This window comes from Streptomyces sp. NBC_01089, from assembly GCF_045162975.1.
GTDB lineage: Bacteria > Actinomycetota > Actinomycetes > Streptomycetales > Streptomycetaceae > Streptomyces.
This window is the reverse complement of sequence record NZ_CP108660.1, coordinates 3,662,198-3,679,634: the sequence shown is the minus strand read 5'-3', so window position 1 is coordinate 3,679,634 and position 17,437 is coordinate 3,662,198. Positions and strand designations below refer to the sequence as shown.

The window sequence follows — 17,437 nt, the reverse complement described above, 5'->3', positions numbered from 1 at the left end:
GCGGGAGCCTTGCCAGGACCTTGACGAAACCTTGCACCGCCGCGGAGAAGCGCCGGGGCGAGGGTTTCGGGCCGACGGACGGCGGGTCCGCCCCCGCGGGTCCGGAGTCCGCGTCCCTCTCCAGCGGGGCCGCGCACCGCTCCGCATAGGCTGGACAACGTTGTCTGGAGCAGGTCCCGGATTGCCGCGAACGGAGCTTCCCGTATGAAGGACGTCGTCCCCCTGACCGCCGGCTGGACACTGCGGCACGAGTCGGCCGCGCTTCCCGCGCGGGTGCCCGGCTGTGTGCACACCGATCTGCTGGCTGCCGGGGTGATCCCCGATCCTTTCCTCTCCCGTCACGAGGAGGACGTGGCGTGGGTGGGCCGGGCCGACTGGCAGTACGACACGGTGCTCCCGCCGATTCCGCCGTGCGGCGCCGCCCATGAACGCACCGATCTGGTCTTCGACGGGCTCGACACGGCGGCCACGGTCACGCTCGGCGGCGAGGTCGTCGGCCGGACCCGCAACATGCATCGCGGGTACCGCTTCGATGTCAGCGATGCCGTCAGGGGCGATGCCGTCCGCGGTGGCGCCGTCCGCGGTGGCGCCGTCCGCGGTGGCGCCGTCCGCGGTGGTGCCGCCCGCGGTGGTGCCGACGGAGGCGGAATCCCGCTCTCCGTGCTCTTCACCTCCGCCTACACCGAGGCCGAAGCGGTTCGCGCGCAGGTGGGGGAGCGCCCCAACTCGTATCCGGAGCCCTTCCAGTACATCCGGAAGATGGCCTGCTCCTTCGGCTGGGACTGGGGGCCGACGCTCGTCACCGCGGGCATCTGGAAGCCGGTGCGCCTGGAGCACTGGTCGACCGCCCGCCTCTCGGACGTACGCCCGCTGGTCACCGTCGACACGGCCACCGGCCGGGTCGAGGCCCGGATCGAGGTGGAGCGCACCGCGTCGGGCGCCGGCCGACCGCTCACCGCGGAGCTGCGCGTCGTGGCCGGCGCCTCCGGGACCGTGCCCGCCGCCGCGTCCGTCACGTTCGACGGTACGCACGCCACGGTCACCGCCGAGGTGCCCGGCGCCGCGCTCTGGTGGCCGCGCGGATACGGCGAACAGCCGCTGTACGACTGTGAGGTGGTGCTGCGCGACGAGAGCGGAGCCGTGCTCGACGACTGGTCGCGCCGGATCGGTTTCCGTACCGTCGCCCTCGACACCTCCGCCGACGAGCACGGCACCGGATTCACCCTGGTCGTCAACGGTGAGCGGATCTTCGCGCGCGGCGTCAACTGGATCCCCGACGACGTGTTCCCGTCCCGGATCACCCCCGAGCGGTACCGCACCCGCCTCACCCAGGCCACGGAGGCGGGCGTCGACCTGGTCAGGGTCTGGGGCGGCGGGATATACGAGTCGGACGCCTTCTACGACATCTGCGACGAGCTGGGCCTGATGGTCTGGCAGGACTTCCTCTTCGCCTGCGCCGCCTACCCCGAGGAGCAGCCGCTGCGCTCCGAGGTGGAGGCCGAGGCCCGGGAGAACGTCACCCGGCTGATGCCGCACGCCTCGCTGGTCCTGTGGAACGGCAACAACGAGAACCTCTGGGGCTTCCGCGACTGGCAGTGGGAGGAGGAGCTGGCGGGTGACTCCTGGGGCGAGGGGTACTACCTCGGGCTGCTGCCGCGCGTCGTCGCCGAGACCGATCCGACCCGGCCCTACACGGCGGGCAGCCCCTGGTCGGGCTCCTGGGACCACCACCCCAACGACCCCGCGCACGGCACCTCGCACTCCTGGGAGGTCTGGAACCGCACCGATTACACCGACTATCTGGACCAGTCGCCCCGGTTCGCGGCCGAGTTCGGCTGGCAGGCACCGCCCGCGTACGCGACCCTGCGCCGCGCGCTGCCCGGCGAGGACCTCGCGGCGGACTCGCCCGGCATGCTCCACCACCAGAAGGCCGCCGACGGCAACGGCAAACTGGAGCGCGGACTGGCCCGGCACTTCGCCGCCCCGGCGGACTTCGACCGCTGGCACTACCTCACCCAGGTCAACCAGGCCCGCGCCATCGCCACCGGGATCGAGCACTGGCGCGCGCAGTGGCCGGTCTGCGCGGGCACCGTCGTCTGGCAGCTCAACGACTGCTGGCCGGTGACCTCCTGGTCCGCGATCGACGGCGACGGGCGGTACAAGCCGCTCTTCCACGAGCTGCGCCGGGTCTACGCCGACCGGCTGCTGACCGTGCAGACCGGGGACGACGGCCTCCGGATCGCCGCCGTCAACCAGTCCGCCGGGCCGTGGCGCACCGGGCTGCGGGTACGCCGGATGACGGCGGGCGGGAAGGTGCTGGCCGAGGCCGTACTGGAGCTTTCGGCCCCGGCCCGCGCGGTCGGCCATACGGCGGTGCCCGCCGCGCTGGTCCCCGACGCGGGGACGGAGGAGGAGTTCCTGGTCGCCGATGCGGATGCGGATGCTGATGGGCTTGCTGGCGTTGGTTCCGGTTCCGGTGGCGGTGGCGTACGGGCGTGGCACTTTCCCGTACGTGACCTGGCTTTCGCCTATCCGGCGCCCGAGTTCGACGTGGAGGTGGTCCGGCGGGAGGGAGGCGGCCGGGTGGACGTCGTGGTCACGGCGCGGACCCTGCTGCGCGATCTGCTGCTCCAGGCCGACCGGCTGGCTCCCACGGCCGTCGCCGACCGCGGCCTGCTGACCCTGCTGCCGGGCGAGAGCGCCACCATCGGGGTACGCGGCTGGGATGCCCCGGACCTGGCGGATCCGGACCTGGTGGATGGCGGGGCTGAGGTGGTCCGTGCGGTGCGCGCGGCGCTGTTCGCGGTGGAACCGGCCTGAGCGGACCCGGCTGCCCCGCCCGAGGGATCCCGCCGCCCCGCCCCGCCCGAGGGACCTGGCCGCCCCGCCGTCCGGAATGGCCCGGCGGATGCGGGCGGGGCCCGGGCGGCCGACCATGGAGGCAGGGTGATCGCCGTCCCGCCCCTGGAGGACCTGTGTGCGCCGACGCGCCGGATGTTCCGCTCCCGCCGGGCCTTGACGGCCTCGGACCGCTGTTCGCGGGCACCCCGGCGGGTATCTGCGTACTCGACACGGAGCTGCGCTATCTGTACGTCAACCCGGCGCTCGAACGGATGAACGGCATCCCGGCCGCCGAACATCTCGGCCGTACCGTCACCGAGCTGCTTCCGGAGCTGAACGTACCGACGGACATCCTGCGTGAGGTGCTCGCCGACGGCCGGCCCCGTGAGCCGACCTCCAGCGGCCGTACGCCGTCGTCGGACCATTCGGGGCCACGGTTCTGGCAGGGCGCCTGCCACCGCGTCGAACAGGGCGGCGAGGTCCGGGGGCTTGTCCTGATCATGGTGGAGGTGCCGGCGCCGCGCCGCAGGCACGCGGAGTACGAGAGGGTCAGCAGGCATCTGTCGATGCTGGACACGGCGGCGAACCTGATCGGCACGACGCTCGACCTGAACACCACCTGCAGTGAGCTGGCCGACTTCGTGGTCCCCGAACTCGCCGATGTGGCGAGCGTCGAGGTGTTCGCGCCGGACATCGGCACCCGGGTACGGCCCGCGCCCGCCGGGGTGGTCCGGCTGCGCCGGGCCGGTATGGCGGCCGTACCGGATCTCGCGGAGGCGGTACGGCAGTTCGGGGAACCGGGGCAGTACGCCGATTACCAGGAGGACGGGAACATCGCGCACTGCCTGGCGACGAACCAGCCGGTGCTGCAGAACCTCACCACCGACGACCAGCTGAGCGCGTCCGCCCCCAGCCCCGAGCGGGTCGCGGTCTACCGCGCACTCGGCTTCCACTCCACCTGCGTGGTGCCGCTGACCTCCCGGGGGCGCCCGCTGGGCTGCCTGGCGCTCGTACGGGCCGGCGACTCGCCCGCCTTCACCGAGCAGGACGTCGTGGTCGCCAGGGAGCTGGCGGTGCGGGCCGCCGTCGATCTGGACCACGCCCGCCGCTACACGCGTGAGCACGGCATCGCGCTGGAACTCCAGCGCGCCCTGCTCTCCGAGCCGCGCAAACCGCATCCGCACGTCGAGGTCGCCACCCGCTATCTGCCGGTCGGCCAGGGGGCGGAGGTCGGCGGCGACTGGTTCGACGTCGTACCCCTGTCGGACGCCCGCCATCTGAAGGTCATGGGCGATGTGATGGGGCACGGTGTCGAGGCGGCCGTCGCGATGAGCCACTACCGCTCGATGGTGCGGCTCCTGGCCCAGGACGGCCTGCCGCCGCACCTCATCCTGGAGCGGCTCGACCTGATGGTGGAGAAGGCGGGCATCGACCGGGCCGCCACCTGTCTGCTGGCCGTCGTGGACCGCTTCCGGGGCGAGTGCCAGGTGGCGAGCGCCGGTCATCTGCCGCCGGTGTTCATCGACCGTGATACGGGTGCCGTGATCGCCGGGATCCCGGTCGGACCGCCGCTCGGCACCGGGCTCGGCGGCTATGAGAGCGTCTCGCTGCCCTGCGGTCCCGGGACCGTCCTGTTCATGTACACGGACGGTCTCGTGGAGCGGCGGGACGAGGACATCGATGTGTCCGTCGGCCGGCTGGCAAGCCTGCGGCTTCCGGTCGGCGGGACCCTGGAGGGTCTTCTCGACGACGTACTCGACCGGTTCGGCCGGGACGCCACGGACGACATCGCGGTCCTCGCGTCCCGGATCCGGTCCGGGAGGACCGAGCCTTAGCCTTGGCCGGTCCTGGCCGGTCCTGGCCGGTCCTGGCCGGTCCTGGCCGGTCCTGGCCGGTCCTGGCCGGTCCTGGCCGGTCCTGGCCGGTCTTCGGTGGTCTTGGCGTGGGCTGGGGCAGCCTTGGCCGGTCCTGGTGCGGTCAGTCGCGCCGGAGGCGGTTCAGACGTTCTCCGCCTGGAACATCCAGCGCTGCTTCTCCAGTTCGGCGGTCAGCCCGATCAGCAGGTCCTGGGTCACCGGGTCCGCCTCGTCCGTCGCCGCGATGGCGCCGCGCAGCCGGGTGATCGCACCGCCCAGGGCCTCCACCAGCAGTTCCACGACGTCGTCGTCGGAGATCCAGCCGGTCGCCGGCTCCGGCAGCTCACTGGTCTTGGCCAGGGCGGCGATACGGCCGTCGGGCGGTACGCCGATCGCGGACGACCGTTCGGCGACGGTGTCCGCGAAGTCGCGGGCGGCGGTGACCACCTCGTCGAGCTGGAGGTGGATGGAGCGGAAGCGCGGCCCCACCACGTTCCAGTGCACCTGCTTCGCGAGGAGGGAGAGGCCGAGCAGGTCGACCAGAGCGCCCTGGAGCGCGTTCCCGGTGGTCTCACGTGCCGCGTCGGGCAGGGTGCTCTTCAGCGTGGCAGTCATCTGCGTGCACTCCTTACGTCTTCGTCTTCGTTCTCTGCTAGGGCTTCGTTCCGGTCCGCGTACCCGATGACCCGGCGGGCAGTCTTCGCGGTGCGAACCCGTCATCGGGCCTGCTGTCCGGCCCGTCGTCGGGCCCGCTGTGCGAACCCGTCATCCGGCCCGTCATCCGGCCCGCCGCGCGGCCCGCTGTCCGGCCCGTCACTTCGCGTCCGCATAGCACTCGACCACCGCCGTCGTGAACGGGAACCGGACCGGTGTCTCCCCGAAGGCGATCCGCCCCGCAAGCTCACCGGCCGCGCGGATCGCCTCGACCACCTGGGGTGCCTCGTCGCGCGGGCAGTGCACGATCACCTCGTCGTGCTGGAAGAAGACCAGCTCGGCGCGGAGCCCCCCGGTGTGCAGGGCCTGGCGCAGCGCGGCCAGCATCAGTAGCGCCCAGTCGGCCGCGCTGCCCTGGACCACGAAGTTCCGCGTGAACCGGCCCCAGGCCCGCGCGTCCGACGAGCGGGGCCCGCCCGGCCCGGCCTCGGGGAACCGGCCGTGCGGTGGGTCCTCCTGCGGAATCCCCGCCTCGTCGCTGTCCTCGGCCCCGGCCGCCGGCGGGCTGGTGCGCCCCAGCCAGGTCCGTACGAGCCGCCCCTCCTCGCCCGCCTTCGCCGCCTCGTCGACATAGGCCACGGCGTCGGGGAAGCGCCGCCGCAGCGCCGCGAGGTTCTTCAGGCCGTCCCCCGACGTCTGGCCGTAGACCGCGCCGAGGAGCGCGAGCTTGGCGTGGGCGCGGTCGCCGCTGAACGCCCGGTCGGAGAGGGCCGTGTACAGATCCCCGTCGTGTCCTGCCACCTCCATCAGCCCCCGGTCGCGGGAGACCGCCGCCAGCACCCTGGGCTCCATCTGGGCGGCGTCGGCCACCACCAGACGCCAGCCCTCGTCCGCGACGACCGCCCGCCGGATCACCTTCGGGATCTGAAGCGCCCCGCCGCCATGGGTGGTCCAGCGCCCGGAGACCGTCCCGCCCGGCTGGTACTCGGGGCGGAACCGGCCGTCCCGTACCCAGTCCTGGAGCCAGGACCAGCCGTTGGCCGTCCAGATCCGGTAGAGCTTCTTGTACTGGAGCAGGGGCGGCACCGCAGGATGCGCGATTCCCTCGATCTCCCAGCGGCGGGTCGACTTCACCCGGATCCCGGCCTGCGCGAACGCCTTGATGACGTCGGCGGCCAGCTCCGGTCTGACCCGGCGTCCGAAGGCAGCCGACACCTCGTCCGCCAGCTCCGCCATCCGGCGCGGCTCGCCGCCGCCCGCATACCGCTCGCCGAGCAGCTCGTCCAGGACCGCCCGGTGCACATCGGCCCGCCACGGCAGCCCGTCCCGGTGCATCTCGGCCGCCACCAGCATCCCCGCCGACTCCGACGCGGTCAGCAGCCGCATCCGGTCCGGGTGGGTGGTGGTCCCGTACCGGGTGAGCTGGTCCGCGTACACCTCCAGGAGCGCGCCGAACTCCATCTGTACGGGGCCCGGTTCGAAGAGGGAGGACTGCGCCCCGGGCTCGGCGGAACGCGGGCGCGGGTCCGGTGGCACCGGCGCCCCGTGCAGGCGGGCCCAGGCGGCCGCAGCCGAGCGCGGCTCGCCGTACCGCCCGTCGTGGCCGAGCAGCAGCAGCTCCGCGTCCTCGATGTCGTAACACCGCTCGACCCGCACGCCCGCGGCGAGCAGCCGCGGATAGATCTCGGCCGTCGACCGCCACACCCACCGCCCGACATCCGGCCTGGCCCGCACCGCCTCGACCAGATCCGGCTCGTATGCCACATCCCCCGCGGGCAGCCCGTCGCCGCCGAGTGGCGCGAGGTGTGCCCCGCCGCCCTCCGCCGCCGCCAGACCCCACCGTTCGGCCATGCGATCGAGTGTTGCAGCCACCACTGACAATCGGCCGGAGGCGGCGGCCGCGCAGGGCACCGGGCGGCCGGGAAACGGCCGTGGTCGATCCCGGACCACAGGGCGGCCCGGAAACGGCCGTGGTCGATCCCGGAACACGGAAGCAGCACCGGCCCTTCCGGTGTTGCACCAGTAACTGACGGAGGAGACACCATGGAAGCGATCGTGTACGAGGAGTTCGGCGGCCCCGAGGTGCTCCGGCTCCAGGAGGCCCCCGAGCCGCACGCGGGTCCTGGCCAGGTCCGGGTGAGAGTGGCCGCCGCCGGGGTGAACGCCCTCGACTACAAGATCCGCCGCGGCTGGACCAAGGACATGTTCCCGACCACGCTGCCCGCGGTCCCCGGGGTGGAGGTCGCAGGAACGGTGGACGAGATCGGGGACGGAGTCACCGGGGTCGCGGTGGGCGACGAGGTGGTGGGCTGGAGCGTCACGGGGGCGTACGCGCCGTACGCCCTCGCCGAGACGGTCGCGCCCAAGCCCGACGCGCTCTCCTGGGAGACGGCGGTCGCGCTGCCGGTGGCCGGGGAGACCTCGGAGCGCGTCCTGAGGCTGCTGGGCGTCAAGAACGGTGAGACGCTGCTGGTGAACGGCGGTGCCGGTGCGGTCGGTTCGATCGCCGTGCAGCTCGCGGTGGCCCGTGGCGCGACGGTCGTCGCCACCGCTTCCGAGGCCAACCACGACTTCCTGCGGGTGCTCGGCGCGACCCCCGTGACGTACGGCGAAGGGCTCGTGGAGCGGGTCCGCGCGGTCGCCCCGCAGGGCGTGGACGCGGTCTTCGACGTCGCCGGCAAGGGGGCGCTCCCGGACGCGATCGAGCTGCGTGGCGGTACGACGGACCGCGTCGTCACGATCGCCGACCCGGGGGCCGCCGGGCTGGGCGTGGTCTTCAGCGGGGGCGCCGTGTCGGAGGACGCGGAGTCGATCCTGGCGGAACAGGCCCGACTGGCGGCGGACGGCACCCTGCGGGTGGAAGTGGCCAAGGTGCTTCCGCTGGAGCAGGCCGCGCAGGCGCAGGCGCTGAGCGAGGAAGGGCACGTACGGGGGAAGCTGGTGCTGCAGGTGTGAGGCGCGCGGCGATCCTCTGTCCGCTCTGTCCACAGGCTGTGGACAGAGCGGCTCGGGCAGAGGACCGCCCCAGCCGGACACCGGCGGGCCCGGGCAGGGCCGGACCTACCCTTGGCGCATGGAGAACGTATGGAATCGGTGACCGACCGGGCCTTCGCCGCGGCGCTCTACGGCGAGGGCGACGCGGGTCTGGACACCGGGGCCTCGCTGCTCGCCGCCGACCCGGCCGCCGACGCGGAGCTGGGCCGGCGCGGCGAGGATTTCCTGCGCCGGGCCTGGCGGCGCGGCTGGCAGCCCGCCGATGTCGCACGGCTCGTCCGGCGCGATCTTGCCGACCACCACGGCCAGCTGCTGGCCGAGCTGATCACCACGGAGGCGCGGGCCTACAAGGCGCTGCCGCCCCGCTGGCAGGCGCAGCTCGACGCGCTGACCGCCGCGCCGCCCTGGAAGGCCGACCGCTTCTCGTACGCGACGGCGCTTCTTGAGCTGTACCGGCTGCTGCTGCGCCTGCCCGCCATCGAACCGGTGGGCCCGGCGCCGGGCACCGAGTCGCTGCTGCCGCCGCACCACCATGCCGAGCCGCGGACGCTCGGCAGGATCCGTGCGCTGCTGGCCAAGGCCGAGGCGACGGATTACGCGGCGGAGGCCGAGGCGCTCAGCGGGAAGGCGCAGGAGCTGATGGCCCGGCACAGCATCGACGAGGCGCGGCTCGCGGCCGAAGGGCGGCTGACGGACACCCCGGCGGCCTGCCGTATCGGCGTGGACGCTCCGTACGAGACGGCCAAGGCGGTCCTGCTCGACGCGGTCGCCACCGCGAACCGCTGCCGCGCGGTCTGGAACAGCGCGTTCGGTTTCTCCACGGTCGTCGGCTTCGAACCGGACCTGGAGGTCGTCGAACTGCTCCACGCCTCGCTCCTGGTCCAGGGACTGGCCGCGATGGCCCGCGCGGAGGCGGCGCAGCGCGCGGGCGGACGCAAGCGGACGAAGACCTTCCGGCAGTCGTTCCTGGCGGCGTACGCGGCCAGACTCGGCGACCGGCTCGCGCGGACCGCACGGGAGGTGACGGCGGAGTCGGCGGGCTCGCTCCTGCCGGTGCTCGCGGAGCGGGACGTGGCGGTGGTGTCGGAGGCGGACCGGATGTTCCCGCGGACGACCGTGAGCCGGGTACGGGGCGTGACGGACGAGGCGGGCTGGCTGGACGGCACGGCAGCGGCGGACGCGGCGGGACTGGGGTCGGCGGCCGCTCGGGGGGCCTGACCCGCCTGGTGACTACGGCCTGGGCGGGGCTACGGCTCGGGCGGGGCTACGGCCCGGGCGGGGCTACGGCTCGGCGGCGGCTGAGGCGCGGCGGATACGGGTCGCCGGGGCCTGACCCTGCGGCAGCTGCGGCTCGGCGGATACGGCCCGGCGGGGCCCAGGCCCGGCGGGACCTGACCCTGCGGCAGCTGCGGCTCGGCGGATACGGCCCGGCGGGGCCGCCCCACCCCGTACGCACACTGCCGCCGACGAGTCCCACGACTCGGCGGGGCCTGAGCCGACGAGTCCCGCCGCCGGGCGGGGCCCACCCCGCCAGGTTCAGGCCGGGCGGGGCCACCCCGCGAGGCCCGGGCCCGGCCCGGCGGGCCCGCCCCACTCCCGTACGCGCACCGCACCTCCCTGCGCCCGATATGCCCCGGTATCCGGCTACGCTCTGACCCATGAGCTGGCTCCGGGCCCTGAACGCGACCGCCCGCTCCGGGCTGACGATCGAACGGCGGCGCCTGGAACCGCTCATCGCCTTCCGCGGCGCCGCGGGCCTCGCCCTGGTCGTCCTGCTCAGCCTCGACATCTTCGGCCCGGCCGTCGCCGCCAGCTCCGCCTTCGGCGCCTACCAGGCCGCCATCGCCAGCTTCCAGCGGAGCTGGCGCGCCCGGCCCGTCCTCGCGCTGGTCTCCGGCGGGACCCTGGCCGTTTCGACCTTCCTCGGCTACCTCTCCGGGGCGCACACCACGCTGTTCATGGCCCTGATCGCCGTCTGGGCGTTCGTGGCCGGGCTGGCCTGGGCCGTCGGGCCCACCGCGGGTGTCATCGCCGCCTCCAACGTCGCGATGATGCTGGTGACCGTCACCCTGCCCACCTCGGTACCGGCCGCCGCCGGCCACGCCGCGATCATCGCCTGCGGCGCGGTCGTCCAGGCCGGGCTGATCGTCCTCTTCCCCGTCCGCCGCTGGGGCGCCCAGCGCGACGCGCTCGCCGACGCGCTGGCCGCCGAGGCCGACTACGCCCGCAGGCTCCGCCAGGACCCGATCGCGCCCTTCGACCCCGAACCCTTCGTGACGGCCCGCAGCGCCGCCGCCGTCACCCGCCGGGAGGCCCGCAGGCGCCCGGCCGAACTGCACGGCACCCGCGGTATCGCCGAGCGGGTCAGGCCCGTGCTCGCCTCGCTCGCCGACCCGGCCGTCGGCGCCGCTTCGGAAGGGCCCGAGCGCGAGCGGGTCCTGCGACTCCTGGCGGCGGCCGGCTCCGTACTGGACACCGCGGCCCACGCCGTCCGGCACGGCGAACCGGTGGTCATCTCGGCCCCGGCCCTCGCCGTACTGGAGGCCCCCGACAACGCCGACGTGCTCACCGGCCCCGCCCGCCGCGCCGCCGCCCGGCTGGCGACCCTGCTCCGCGACGTCGTCGAGACAGCACAGGGCGAGGGCACCACGAACGACACCGAGCCACTGGTGCGGCCCACGCTGGTACGGATGGCCCCGGCCGTGCTGCGGACCATGCGCAAGGAGCTGCACCACCACGACTCGCCCATCCTGCGCCACGCGATCCGTACCGCGGTGGTCGCGGCGGTGGGCTATCTCATCGGCGTCGCGCTGCCGTTCGGGCACGGCTACTGGGTGCCGCTGGCCTCGGTGATGGTGATGCGCCCGGCGTTCTCACAGACGTACGGCCGCGCCGTGGCCCGCTTCGGCGGCACACTCGTCGGCGTGACGATCGCCACCGCCGTCGTCCAGCTGGCGCACCCCGGCCCGTATCCGTCCGGGGCGCTCGCGGTGGTCTGCGCGGGGCTGATGTTCCTCCTGATGCGCACCGGATACGCGGCCAGTTCGGCCTGCATCTCCGCCTATGTGGTCTTCCTGCTGGGCATGAGCGGACTCGGCGTCGGCCAGACCGTCCGGGACCGGGTCCTGCTCACCCTGATCGGCGGGCTGCTCGCGATGATCGCGTACGCCGTCTATCCGGCCTGGGAGACGCCCAGGCTGCGCAACCGGCTCGCCGACTGGCTGCTGGCAGACGGCCGTTACGCGGCGGCGGTCGTCGCGCACTACGCCGACCCGGCCGGGGCCCGCAGGACCGATGTCCGCGACGCGGTGCTGGCCGCGCGCACCGCCAGGATCGCCTGGCAGGAGGCCCTGGAGCGGGCCACCCACGAACCGGTGCGCCACCGCGGCCTCTCCCGTTCGGCGGCGGCCGACGCCGAGGAGGCGATGGGGCAGCTGGGCCGGGCCGCCATGCTGATGGAGGCCCATCTGCCCGGCCGCTCCACCACCCCCGTACCGGCGGCCCGCGATGTCGCGGACGCGCTCCTGCGCGCGGTCGAACGGGGCGCCAAGGACATCAGGCAGCGGCGCGTCCCGCACTGGGACGAGGTACGCGAGAACCTCGCCGCGTGGGACGGCGAGGGCGTACCCGACCAGGTCGTACGCAGCGGGGCCGGACTGCTCCTCGACACCCTCGACGAACTCACCGCGGCTCTGGACGAGGAGGCACCGCGGCGCCGTCCCGCCCCGACGGAAGGCCCTTAGAACTCCGCGTCAGGACTTCGGCATCTGCAGGCCGTCCGGGAGCTTCGTCTTCCCGTCGGTCTTCTTGAAGGTGTCCTTGATCCCGGCCTCCCACGACACCGTCATCGTCGTGCCGTCGACGGACTCGATCGACCCCATGGTGCGGTCGTTGTTGCCGTCGGGGCACTTGAGGGACAGCATCGGCTTGCCCATGTCGGCGACCTTGCCGGTGCAGACGTGCTGGCCCGCGATGGCGGCCTGCTTGCCCTGGATCACCAGCGCGGTGGACTTGCCGCCGGTCGTGGCGAGCCAACTGCCCTCGATGTCACCGGCCTTCGCACCGGCGCCGGCCCCCGCACCACCGCCGCTGGACGCGGAGGGCGCCGGGGTGGCGGCGCCTGTGCCCTGGTCCTTGGAGGAGTCGGAGCTCTTGCTGTCGCTGCTGGAACACCCGCTGATCACGAGCGCGGCGGCAAGGCCGGTGGCCGCGATGCCGGTGATGCGTACGAACCTGTTCATTTGCTGATCCCCCTGGTGTGGATGACGGACCGCGACAAGCTACCAGGGAGCCGGATCGGGGAATGGCGCGTCCCTGTGCATGAGGAACGTTTCAGCGGCAAGGCTGTAGTGGACCGACCACCCCGCGTGCACGTGCATCTGCTCATGCATCTGCAAGTGAACACAGCTATGATCCAGGACAGTTGATACCTGTACTTCCGTACGTCCGTACTCCGGTACCGCGTACTTCTGCACTATCTGCACTACCCGGGAGCGACCTGTGCACCACGCGTACAACGGCATGGCGGCCACAGCACTTCACGGGGTCATCTGGCAGAAGAGCGAGCTGAGCAACTCGCAGGGCTCGTGCGTGGAGTTCGCCAGACTGCCCGGCGGAGACGTGGCGGTACGCAACTCACGCCACCCCGACGGCCCGGCTCTTGTCTACACGACGGCCGAGATAGCGGCGATGCTGCACGGCGCGAAGGCAGGGGAGTTCGACCACCTGGTCGCAGAACAGGGCTGACGGGTACGTCTTGCATGGCCTTCACGGCATCGATGCGGCTGATCCGGTGGAACCAGCGGCGGCCGAACGCCGGATGACGTCAAGGGTGTTCCGTAGGGTCCGGAGCGTGCTCGCGCGCATCCCGCCCCTGGCCGGTGAGGGCGATGTCGATCAGGTCGAGGACAAGTCTGTCCGGCTCTCCGGTCCGCCAGGCCAGTGCCACGCGGCTGGGGCGGTGGCCGGTGACGGGTATGAAGCTGACTTCCGGGGTCGCGTGGTGGTGGGCCGCGGGCGCCGGGAGCAGGCCGATGGCTGACTGCCACACGACCGCGTGCAGGCACTCGCCGATCGTGGTCACCACCGGCGGGTCCGGATCGTCGGAGCCCGCCGCGAGCCAGAAGTCGTCGGGACCCTAGGTGTCGCCCCGAAAGGAACGGTCAGCTACTGCTCCCCCTGCAACCGGAACAGCGCCCAGACCACCTTCCCGTGCAGCGTCCCCGCCAGCGGGTGCCAGCCCCAGCTGTCGGCGAAGGAGTCCACCAGGAAGAGGCCCCGGCCGGACTCGGCCGCGAAGTCGTCCGTCGGGCGGGCGGCGGGGGCGCCGTCGCTCGGGTCGCGTACCGCGCACACCAGGCGGGAGGTCCACCGCATCAGATGCAGCCGCACCGGGGCGTCCTCGTCGCGCGGGGCGTCCGTCGGCAGGGCGTGGCGCAGGGCGTTGGTGACGAGCTCGGACACGACCAGCGCGACATCGTCGAACCGTTCGCACAGGCCCCACGACGTGAGCGTCGACTTGGTGAAGTGCCGTGCTCCCCGCACCGCTTCGAACTTCGGCGGCAGAGCGCAGGAGGCGGAACCGGACACGGACGAGGGGTCGATCGGAGGAAGGCCCTGCCTCAACGGCTCGAGCATGGCCGATCCATTCGTCCCCATGCGAGGCACTCCCCGGTTTCGCGGCCGTAGCCAGCGTGCGGTGGTACGAGAACGCAGGTGCGCGGGGCCCATGGTTCCGAATGCGTACGGCAGATGCAAGGGCAGATGCACGTGCACGCGCCGGACTTGAGCGGCCCCGTGCCGGTTCTGGCGCATTTCTTCTTGCGCTCTTCCGGCGCCCATCTGCCCGCCGCCTGCCGGGCTTTGCTCTTTCTGTAATCGATCGAGTACAGGGCGGAGCGTTTTAGTGGCAGACTGCCCCCCACATCACGACCGGGGAGGGTTGGAAAGTGTCAGCAGGCGAGTCCTGGGGGTCTTCCCAGACGCTGAGCACCGGAGGTGGGTCCGTCGTACGGCGCATCCTCCTGGGCTCACAGCTCAGACGGCTGCGCGATTCACTCGGGATCACCCGGGAGGCCGCCGGATACTCGATCCGGGCCTCGGAATCCAAGATCAGCCGCATGGAGTTGGGACGGGTGAGCTTCAAGTCCAGGGATGTCGAGGACCTCCTCACGCTCTACGGAGTCCTCGACGCGACCGAGCGCGAGGCGCTGCTGGGTCTCGCCAAGGAGGCCAACCTCGCGGGCTGGTGGCACAGTTACGGCGATGTGCTGCCCGGCTGGTTCCAGACGTACATCGGCCTCGAAGGCGCCGCCTCGCTGATCCGCGCGTACGAAGTGCAGTTCGTGCACGGCCTGTTGCAGACCGAGGCGTACGCCCACGCCGTCGTCACCCGGGGCAACGCCGACGCGCCGGCCGCCGACATCGACCGCAGGGTCGCGCTGCGCCTGGAGCGCCAGAAGGTCCTGGTCGCCGAGCACGCGCCGCAGTTGCACGCCGTACTCGACGAATCGGCCCTGCGCCGCCCTTACGGCCAACGGGACGTGATGCGCGGCCAGTTGGAGCATCTCATCGAGATGTCCGAGCGGGAGAACATCACGCTCCAGGTGATGCCGTTCAGCTTCGGCGGGCACGCGGGCGAGAGCGGATCCTTCGCGATGCTGCGCTTCCCCGAGTCGGATCTGTCGGACCTCGTCTATCTGGAGCAGCTGACCGGCTCTCTCTATCTCGACAAGGGAGAGGAAGTCGCCCAGTACGAAAGGGCGATGACCCAGCTCCAGCAGGACAGCCCGCCGCCGGAAGACACCCGGGCCATCATCAGGGACATCCTTCGCACCACGTGAAACGCACGTACGATGAGATGCCATCAGGCCCTTGGGCGTCATGAGCATCTGCGCGCGCGGCAGCGGCAGTTAGGGATTTCATGTCCTTCTTCAGCGAGCTTGCTCTTCAGTACATCGACGGTGAGTGGAAGCCCGGCAGCGGCTCCTGGGACATCATCGACTTCAACCCGTACGACGAGACGAAGCTGGCCGCGGCCACCGTGGCCACAGCCGCCGAGGTGGACCAGGCGTACCGCGCCGCCGAACGCGCCCAGGAGACCTGGGCCGCGACGAACCCCTACACCCGCCGCACCGTATTCGAACGCGCCCTGCGCATCATCGAGGAGCGCGGGGACGAGATAGCCGACGCGATCGTCACCGAGCTGGGCGGCACCCGGCTGAAGGCGGCCTTCGAACTGCACCTCACCAAGGAGTTCCTGCGCGAGGCCGTGCAGCTGGCGCTGCGCCCCGAAGGCCGCATCATCGCTTCCCCGGTCGACGGCAAGGAGAACCGCGTCTACCGCGTCCCGGTCGGCGTCGTGGGGATCATCAGCCCGTTCAACTTCCCCTTCCTGCTCTCCATGAAGTCGGTCGCCCCGGCGCTGGCCCTCGGCAACGCCGTGGTCCTCAAACCGCACCAGAACACCCCGGTCTGCGGCGGCACCCTGCTGGCCAAGGTGTTCGAGGAGGCGGGACTGCCGGCCGGCCTGCTGAACGTGGTGGTCACCGACATCGCCGAGATCGGCGACGCGCTGCTCACCCACCCGGTGCCCAAGGTCATCTCGTTCACGGGCTCCGACAAGGTCGGCCAGCACGTCGCCACGGTCTGCGCGGCGCACTTCAAGCACGCTGTCCTCGAACTCGGCGGCAACAGCGCGCTGATCGTGCTGGACGACGCCGACATCGACTACGCGGTCGACGCGGCGGTCTTCAGCCGGTACGTGCACCAGGGCCAGGTCTGTATGGCCGCCAACCGCATCCTGGTGGACCGCGGTGTGGAGCAGGAGTTCACCGAGAAGTTCGTCGCGAAGGTGAAGTCGCTCAGGACCGGCGACCCGGCTGACCCCGCCACGCACATCGGCCCGCTCATCAACGCCTCGCAGGCCGAGGCCGTCACCTCCGTCGTCGAGCAGGCGGTGGCCGCCGGGGCGACGGCCCTGGTGCACGGGCGCGCCGATGGCAGCCTGGTCTCGCCCACGGTCCTGACCGGACTGGCCGCCGATTCGCCGGCGCTCCAGCAGGAGATCTTCGGCCCGGTGGCGCTGCTCGTCCCGTTCGACGGGGAGGACGAGGCGGTCCGTATCGCCAACGACACCCCGTACGGCCTGAGCGGCGCGGTGCACACCGGTGACATCGAGCGCGGTGTCCGCCTTGCCCGCCGGGTGCGTACCGGCATGATCCACATCAACGACGGCACCGTGCACGACGAGCCGATCGTCCCCTTCGGCGGCGAGAAGCGCTCGGGCCTCGGCCGGCTGAACGGCGAGTCCATGGTCGACGTGTTCACCACCCAGCAGTGGATCTCGATCCAGCACGGGCGCAGCAGCTTCCCGTTCTGAGGGCACGGGCAAGCCCCGGCGTCAAACGACAGGCCAACGACAGGGCCTAGGCTGGCTCCATGTCAGCGATCCGTCTGCTCGTCCTCGGAGCGGTCCGCCAGCACGGGAGGGCACACGGCTACCAGGTCCGCAACGACCTGGAGTACTGGGGCGCCCACGAGTGGTCCAACGCCAAGCCGGGGTCGATCTACCACGCCCTGAAGCAGCTGGCGAAGCAGGGCATGCTGCTGGCCAACGAGACCGCTCCGAGCACGGCGGGCGGCCCGCCGCGCACCGAGTACGAGATGACCCCGGCGGGCCGGGAGGAGTACCTCAGGCTGCTCCGGGAGGCGCTCGTCACCTATGACCAGAAGATGGACGTCATGTCGGCCGCGCTCGGCTGCATCGTCGACCTGGAGCGTGCCGAGGCCGTGGAGCTCCTGAAGGAACGCCTGCGGGCGACGGAGACCTGGCGGGCCTCGGTCACCGCGCACTACATCCCCGAGGGCGGCCCGCAACAGCTCGGCCACATCGGCGAGATCATGAACCTCTGGGTGCACACGGCGGACGCCGGGGCCGAGTGGACCCGCGGGCTGATCGCGCGGATCGAGGGCGGCGCGTACGTCTTCGCGGGCGAGGGCGAGCCGTTCGTGGGCGTACTCGCCGACGGCGAGGAGAACCCGTACGCGAACGGCGGGCCGCACCCGGGGGACGACGCCTGACGGGTGCGGCG

14 protein-coding genes are annotated in these 17,437 nt (G+C 72.3%); 9 read left to right on the top strand and 5 right to left on the bottom strand.

All coding sequences use genetic code 11. The features are described 5' to 3' along the window. Window positions 1-204 precede the first annotated feature (204 nt). Complete coding sequence (locus OG510_RS16300; RefSeq protein ID WP_406137609.1) at window positions 205-2,820, top strand: glycosyl hydrolase 2 galactose-binding domain-containing protein; 2,616 nt, start codon at window positions 205-207, stop codon at window positions 2,818-2,820. 155 nt (window positions 2,821-2,975) lie between these two features. Next, window positions 2,976-4,676, top strand: a complete 1,701-nt coding sequence (locus OG510_RS16295; protein ID WP_406137607.1) for a SpoIIE family protein phosphatase — start codon at window positions 2,976-2,978, stop codon at window positions 4,674-4,676. A gap of 162 nt (window positions 4,677-4,838) precedes the next feature. Here the strand turns inward: OG510_RS16295 and OG510_RS16290 are convergent, their stop codons facing one another. After that, the gene (locus tag OG510_RS16290; protein WP_406137605.1) at window positions 4,839-5,312 is read right to left on the bottom strand and encodes a DNA starvation/stationary phase protection protein; all 474 of its coding nucleotides are present in this window, start codon (window positions 5,310-5,312) and stop codon (window positions 4,839-4,841) included. A 198-nt stretch (window positions 5,313-5,510) separates the two neighbouring features. Then, the gene (locus OG510_RS16285) at window positions 5,511-7,202 is read right to left on the bottom strand and encodes a bifunctional 3'-5' exonuclease/DNA polymerase (protein ID WP_406137604.1); all 1,692 of its coding nucleotides are present in this window, start codon (window positions 7,200-7,202) and stop codon (window positions 5,511-5,513) included. 192 nt (window positions 7,203-7,394) lie between these two features. Here OG510_RS16285 and OG510_RS16280 point away from each other — a divergent pair, with 192 nt between their 5' ends. From OG510_RS16280 to OG510_RS16270, 3 genes are all read left to right on the top strand, one after another. After that, the gene (locus OG510_RS16280) at window positions 7,395-8,306 is read left to right on the top strand and encodes an NADP-dependent oxidoreductase (protein ID WP_406137603.1); all 912 of its coding nucleotides are present in this window, start codon (window positions 7,395-7,397) and stop codon (window positions 8,304-8,306) included. Window positions 8,307-8,435: 129 nt separating this feature from the next. Then, the gene (locus OG510_RS16275; protein ID WP_406137602.1) at window positions 8,436-9,563 is read left to right on the top strand and encodes a DUF2786 domain-containing protein; all 1,128 of its coding nucleotides are present in this window, start codon (window positions 8,436-8,438) and stop codon (window positions 9,561-9,563) included. A gap of 440 nt (window positions 9,564-10,003) precedes the next feature. Further along, window positions 10,004-12,088 (top strand): FUSC family protein, encoded by a 2,085-nt coding sequence (locus OG510_RS16270; protein ID WP_406137600.1) that lies wholly within the window; start codon window positions 10,004-10,006, stop codon window positions 12,086-12,088. A 9-nt stretch (window positions 12,089-12,097) separates the two neighbouring features. Here the strand turns inward: OG510_RS16270 and OG510_RS16265 are convergent, their stop codons facing one another. Next, window positions 12,098-12,586, bottom strand: coding sequence for a hypothetical protein (locus OG510_RS16265; protein WP_406137599.1), 489 nt, complete (start codon window positions 12,584-12,586; stop codon window positions 12,098-12,100). A gap of 259 nt (window positions 12,587-12,845) precedes the next feature. Here OG510_RS16265 and OG510_RS16260 point away from each other — a divergent pair, with 259 nt between their 5' ends. Then, window positions 12,846-13,091, top strand: coding sequence for a DUF397 domain-containing protein (locus tag OG510_RS16260; RefSeq protein ID WP_343235146.1), 246 nt, complete (start codon window positions 12,846-12,848; stop codon window positions 13,089-13,091). A gap of 79 nt (window positions 13,092-13,170) precedes the next feature. Here OG510_RS16260 and OG510_RS16255 read toward each other — a convergent pair whose 3' ends face one another. Together OG510_RS16255 and OG510_RS16250 are read right to left on the bottom strand one after the other, a co-directional pair. Beyond that, the gene (locus tag OG510_RS16255) at window positions 13,171-13,431 is read right to left on the bottom strand and encodes a hypothetical protein (RefSeq protein ID WP_406137597.1); all 261 of its coding nucleotides are present in this window, start codon (window positions 13,429-13,431) and stop codon (window positions 13,171-13,173) included. Window positions 13,432-13,511: 80 nt separating this feature from the next. Continuing rightward, window positions 13,512-14,003: an ATP-binding protein gene (locus OG510_RS16250; RefSeq protein ID WP_164264898.1), complete on the bottom strand. Its 492-nt coding sequence runs from the start codon at window positions 14,001-14,003 to the stop codon at window positions 13,512-13,514. Window positions 14,004-14,293: 290 nt separating this feature from the next. On the opposite strand from OG510_RS16250, the gene OG510_RS16245 reads away from it, so the two are divergent. The 3 genes from OG510_RS16245 to OG510_RS16235 all read left to right on the top strand — a co-directional run bounded on the left by OG510_RS16245 (window position 14,294) and on the right by OG510_RS16235 (window position 17,426). Continuing rightward, on the top strand, window positions 14,294-15,187 hold the full coding sequence (locus OG510_RS16245) for a helix-turn-helix transcriptional regulator (protein WP_164264897.1): 894 nt from the start codon (window positions 14,294-14,296) through the stop codon (window positions 15,185-15,187). Between the two features lie 80 nt (window positions 15,188-15,267). After that, window positions 15,268-16,725 (top strand): aldehyde dehydrogenase family protein, encoded by a 1,458-nt coding sequence (locus OG510_RS16240; protein WP_406137596.1) that lies wholly within the window; start codon window positions 15,268-15,270, stop codon window positions 16,723-16,725. A 59-nt stretch (window positions 16,726-16,784) separates the two neighbouring features. After that, window positions 16,785-17,426, top strand: a complete 642-nt coding sequence (locus tag OG510_RS16235) for a PadR family transcriptional regulator (protein ID WP_406137595.1) — start codon at window positions 16,785-16,787, stop codon at window positions 17,424-17,426. The last annotated feature ends 11 nt before the right edge of the window (window positions 17,427-17,437 follow it).

Bases quoted from the DNA above. Each gene is read 5' to 3' on its own strand.
- OG510_RS16300 (WP_406137609.1), top strand. From the start codon at position 205: ATGAAGGACGTCGTCCCCCTGACCGCCGGCTGGACACTGCGGCACGAG.
- OG510_RS16290 (WP_406137605.1), bottom strand. From the start codon at position 5,312: ATGACTGCCACGCTGAAGAGCACCCTGCCCGACGCGGCACGTGAGACC.
- OG510_RS16285 (WP_406137604.1), bottom strand. From the start codon at position 7,202: ATGGCCGAACGGTGGGGTCTGGCGGCGGCGGAGGGCGGCGGGGCACAC.
- OG510_RS16280 (WP_406137603.1), top strand. From the start codon at position 7,395: ATGGAAGCGATCGTGTACGAGGAGTTCGGCGGCCCCGAGGTGCTCCGG.
- OG510_RS16275 (WP_406137602.1), top strand. From the start codon at position 8,436: ATGGAATCGGTGACCGACCGGGCCTTCGCCGCGGCGCTCTACGGCGAG.
- OG510_RS16270 (WP_406137600.1), top strand. From the start codon at position 10,004: ATGAGCTGGCTCCGGGCCCTGAACGCGACCGCCCGCTCCGGGCTGACG.
- OG510_RS16265 (WP_406137599.1), bottom strand. From the start codon at position 12,586: ATGAACAGGTTCGTACGCATCACCGGCATCGCGGCCACCGGCCTTGCC.
- OG510_RS16250 (WP_164264898.1), bottom strand. From the start codon at position 14,003: ATGGGGACGAATGGATCGGCCATGCTCGAGCCGTTGAGGCAGGGCCTT.
- OG510_RS16240 (WP_406137596.1), top strand. From the start codon at position 15,268: ATGTCCTTCTTCAGCGAGCTTGCTCTTCAGTACATCGACGGTGAGTGG.
- OG510_RS16235 (WP_406137595.1), top strand. From the start codon at position 16,785: ATGTCAGCGATCCGTCTGCTCGTCCTCGGAGCGGTCCGCCAGCACGGG.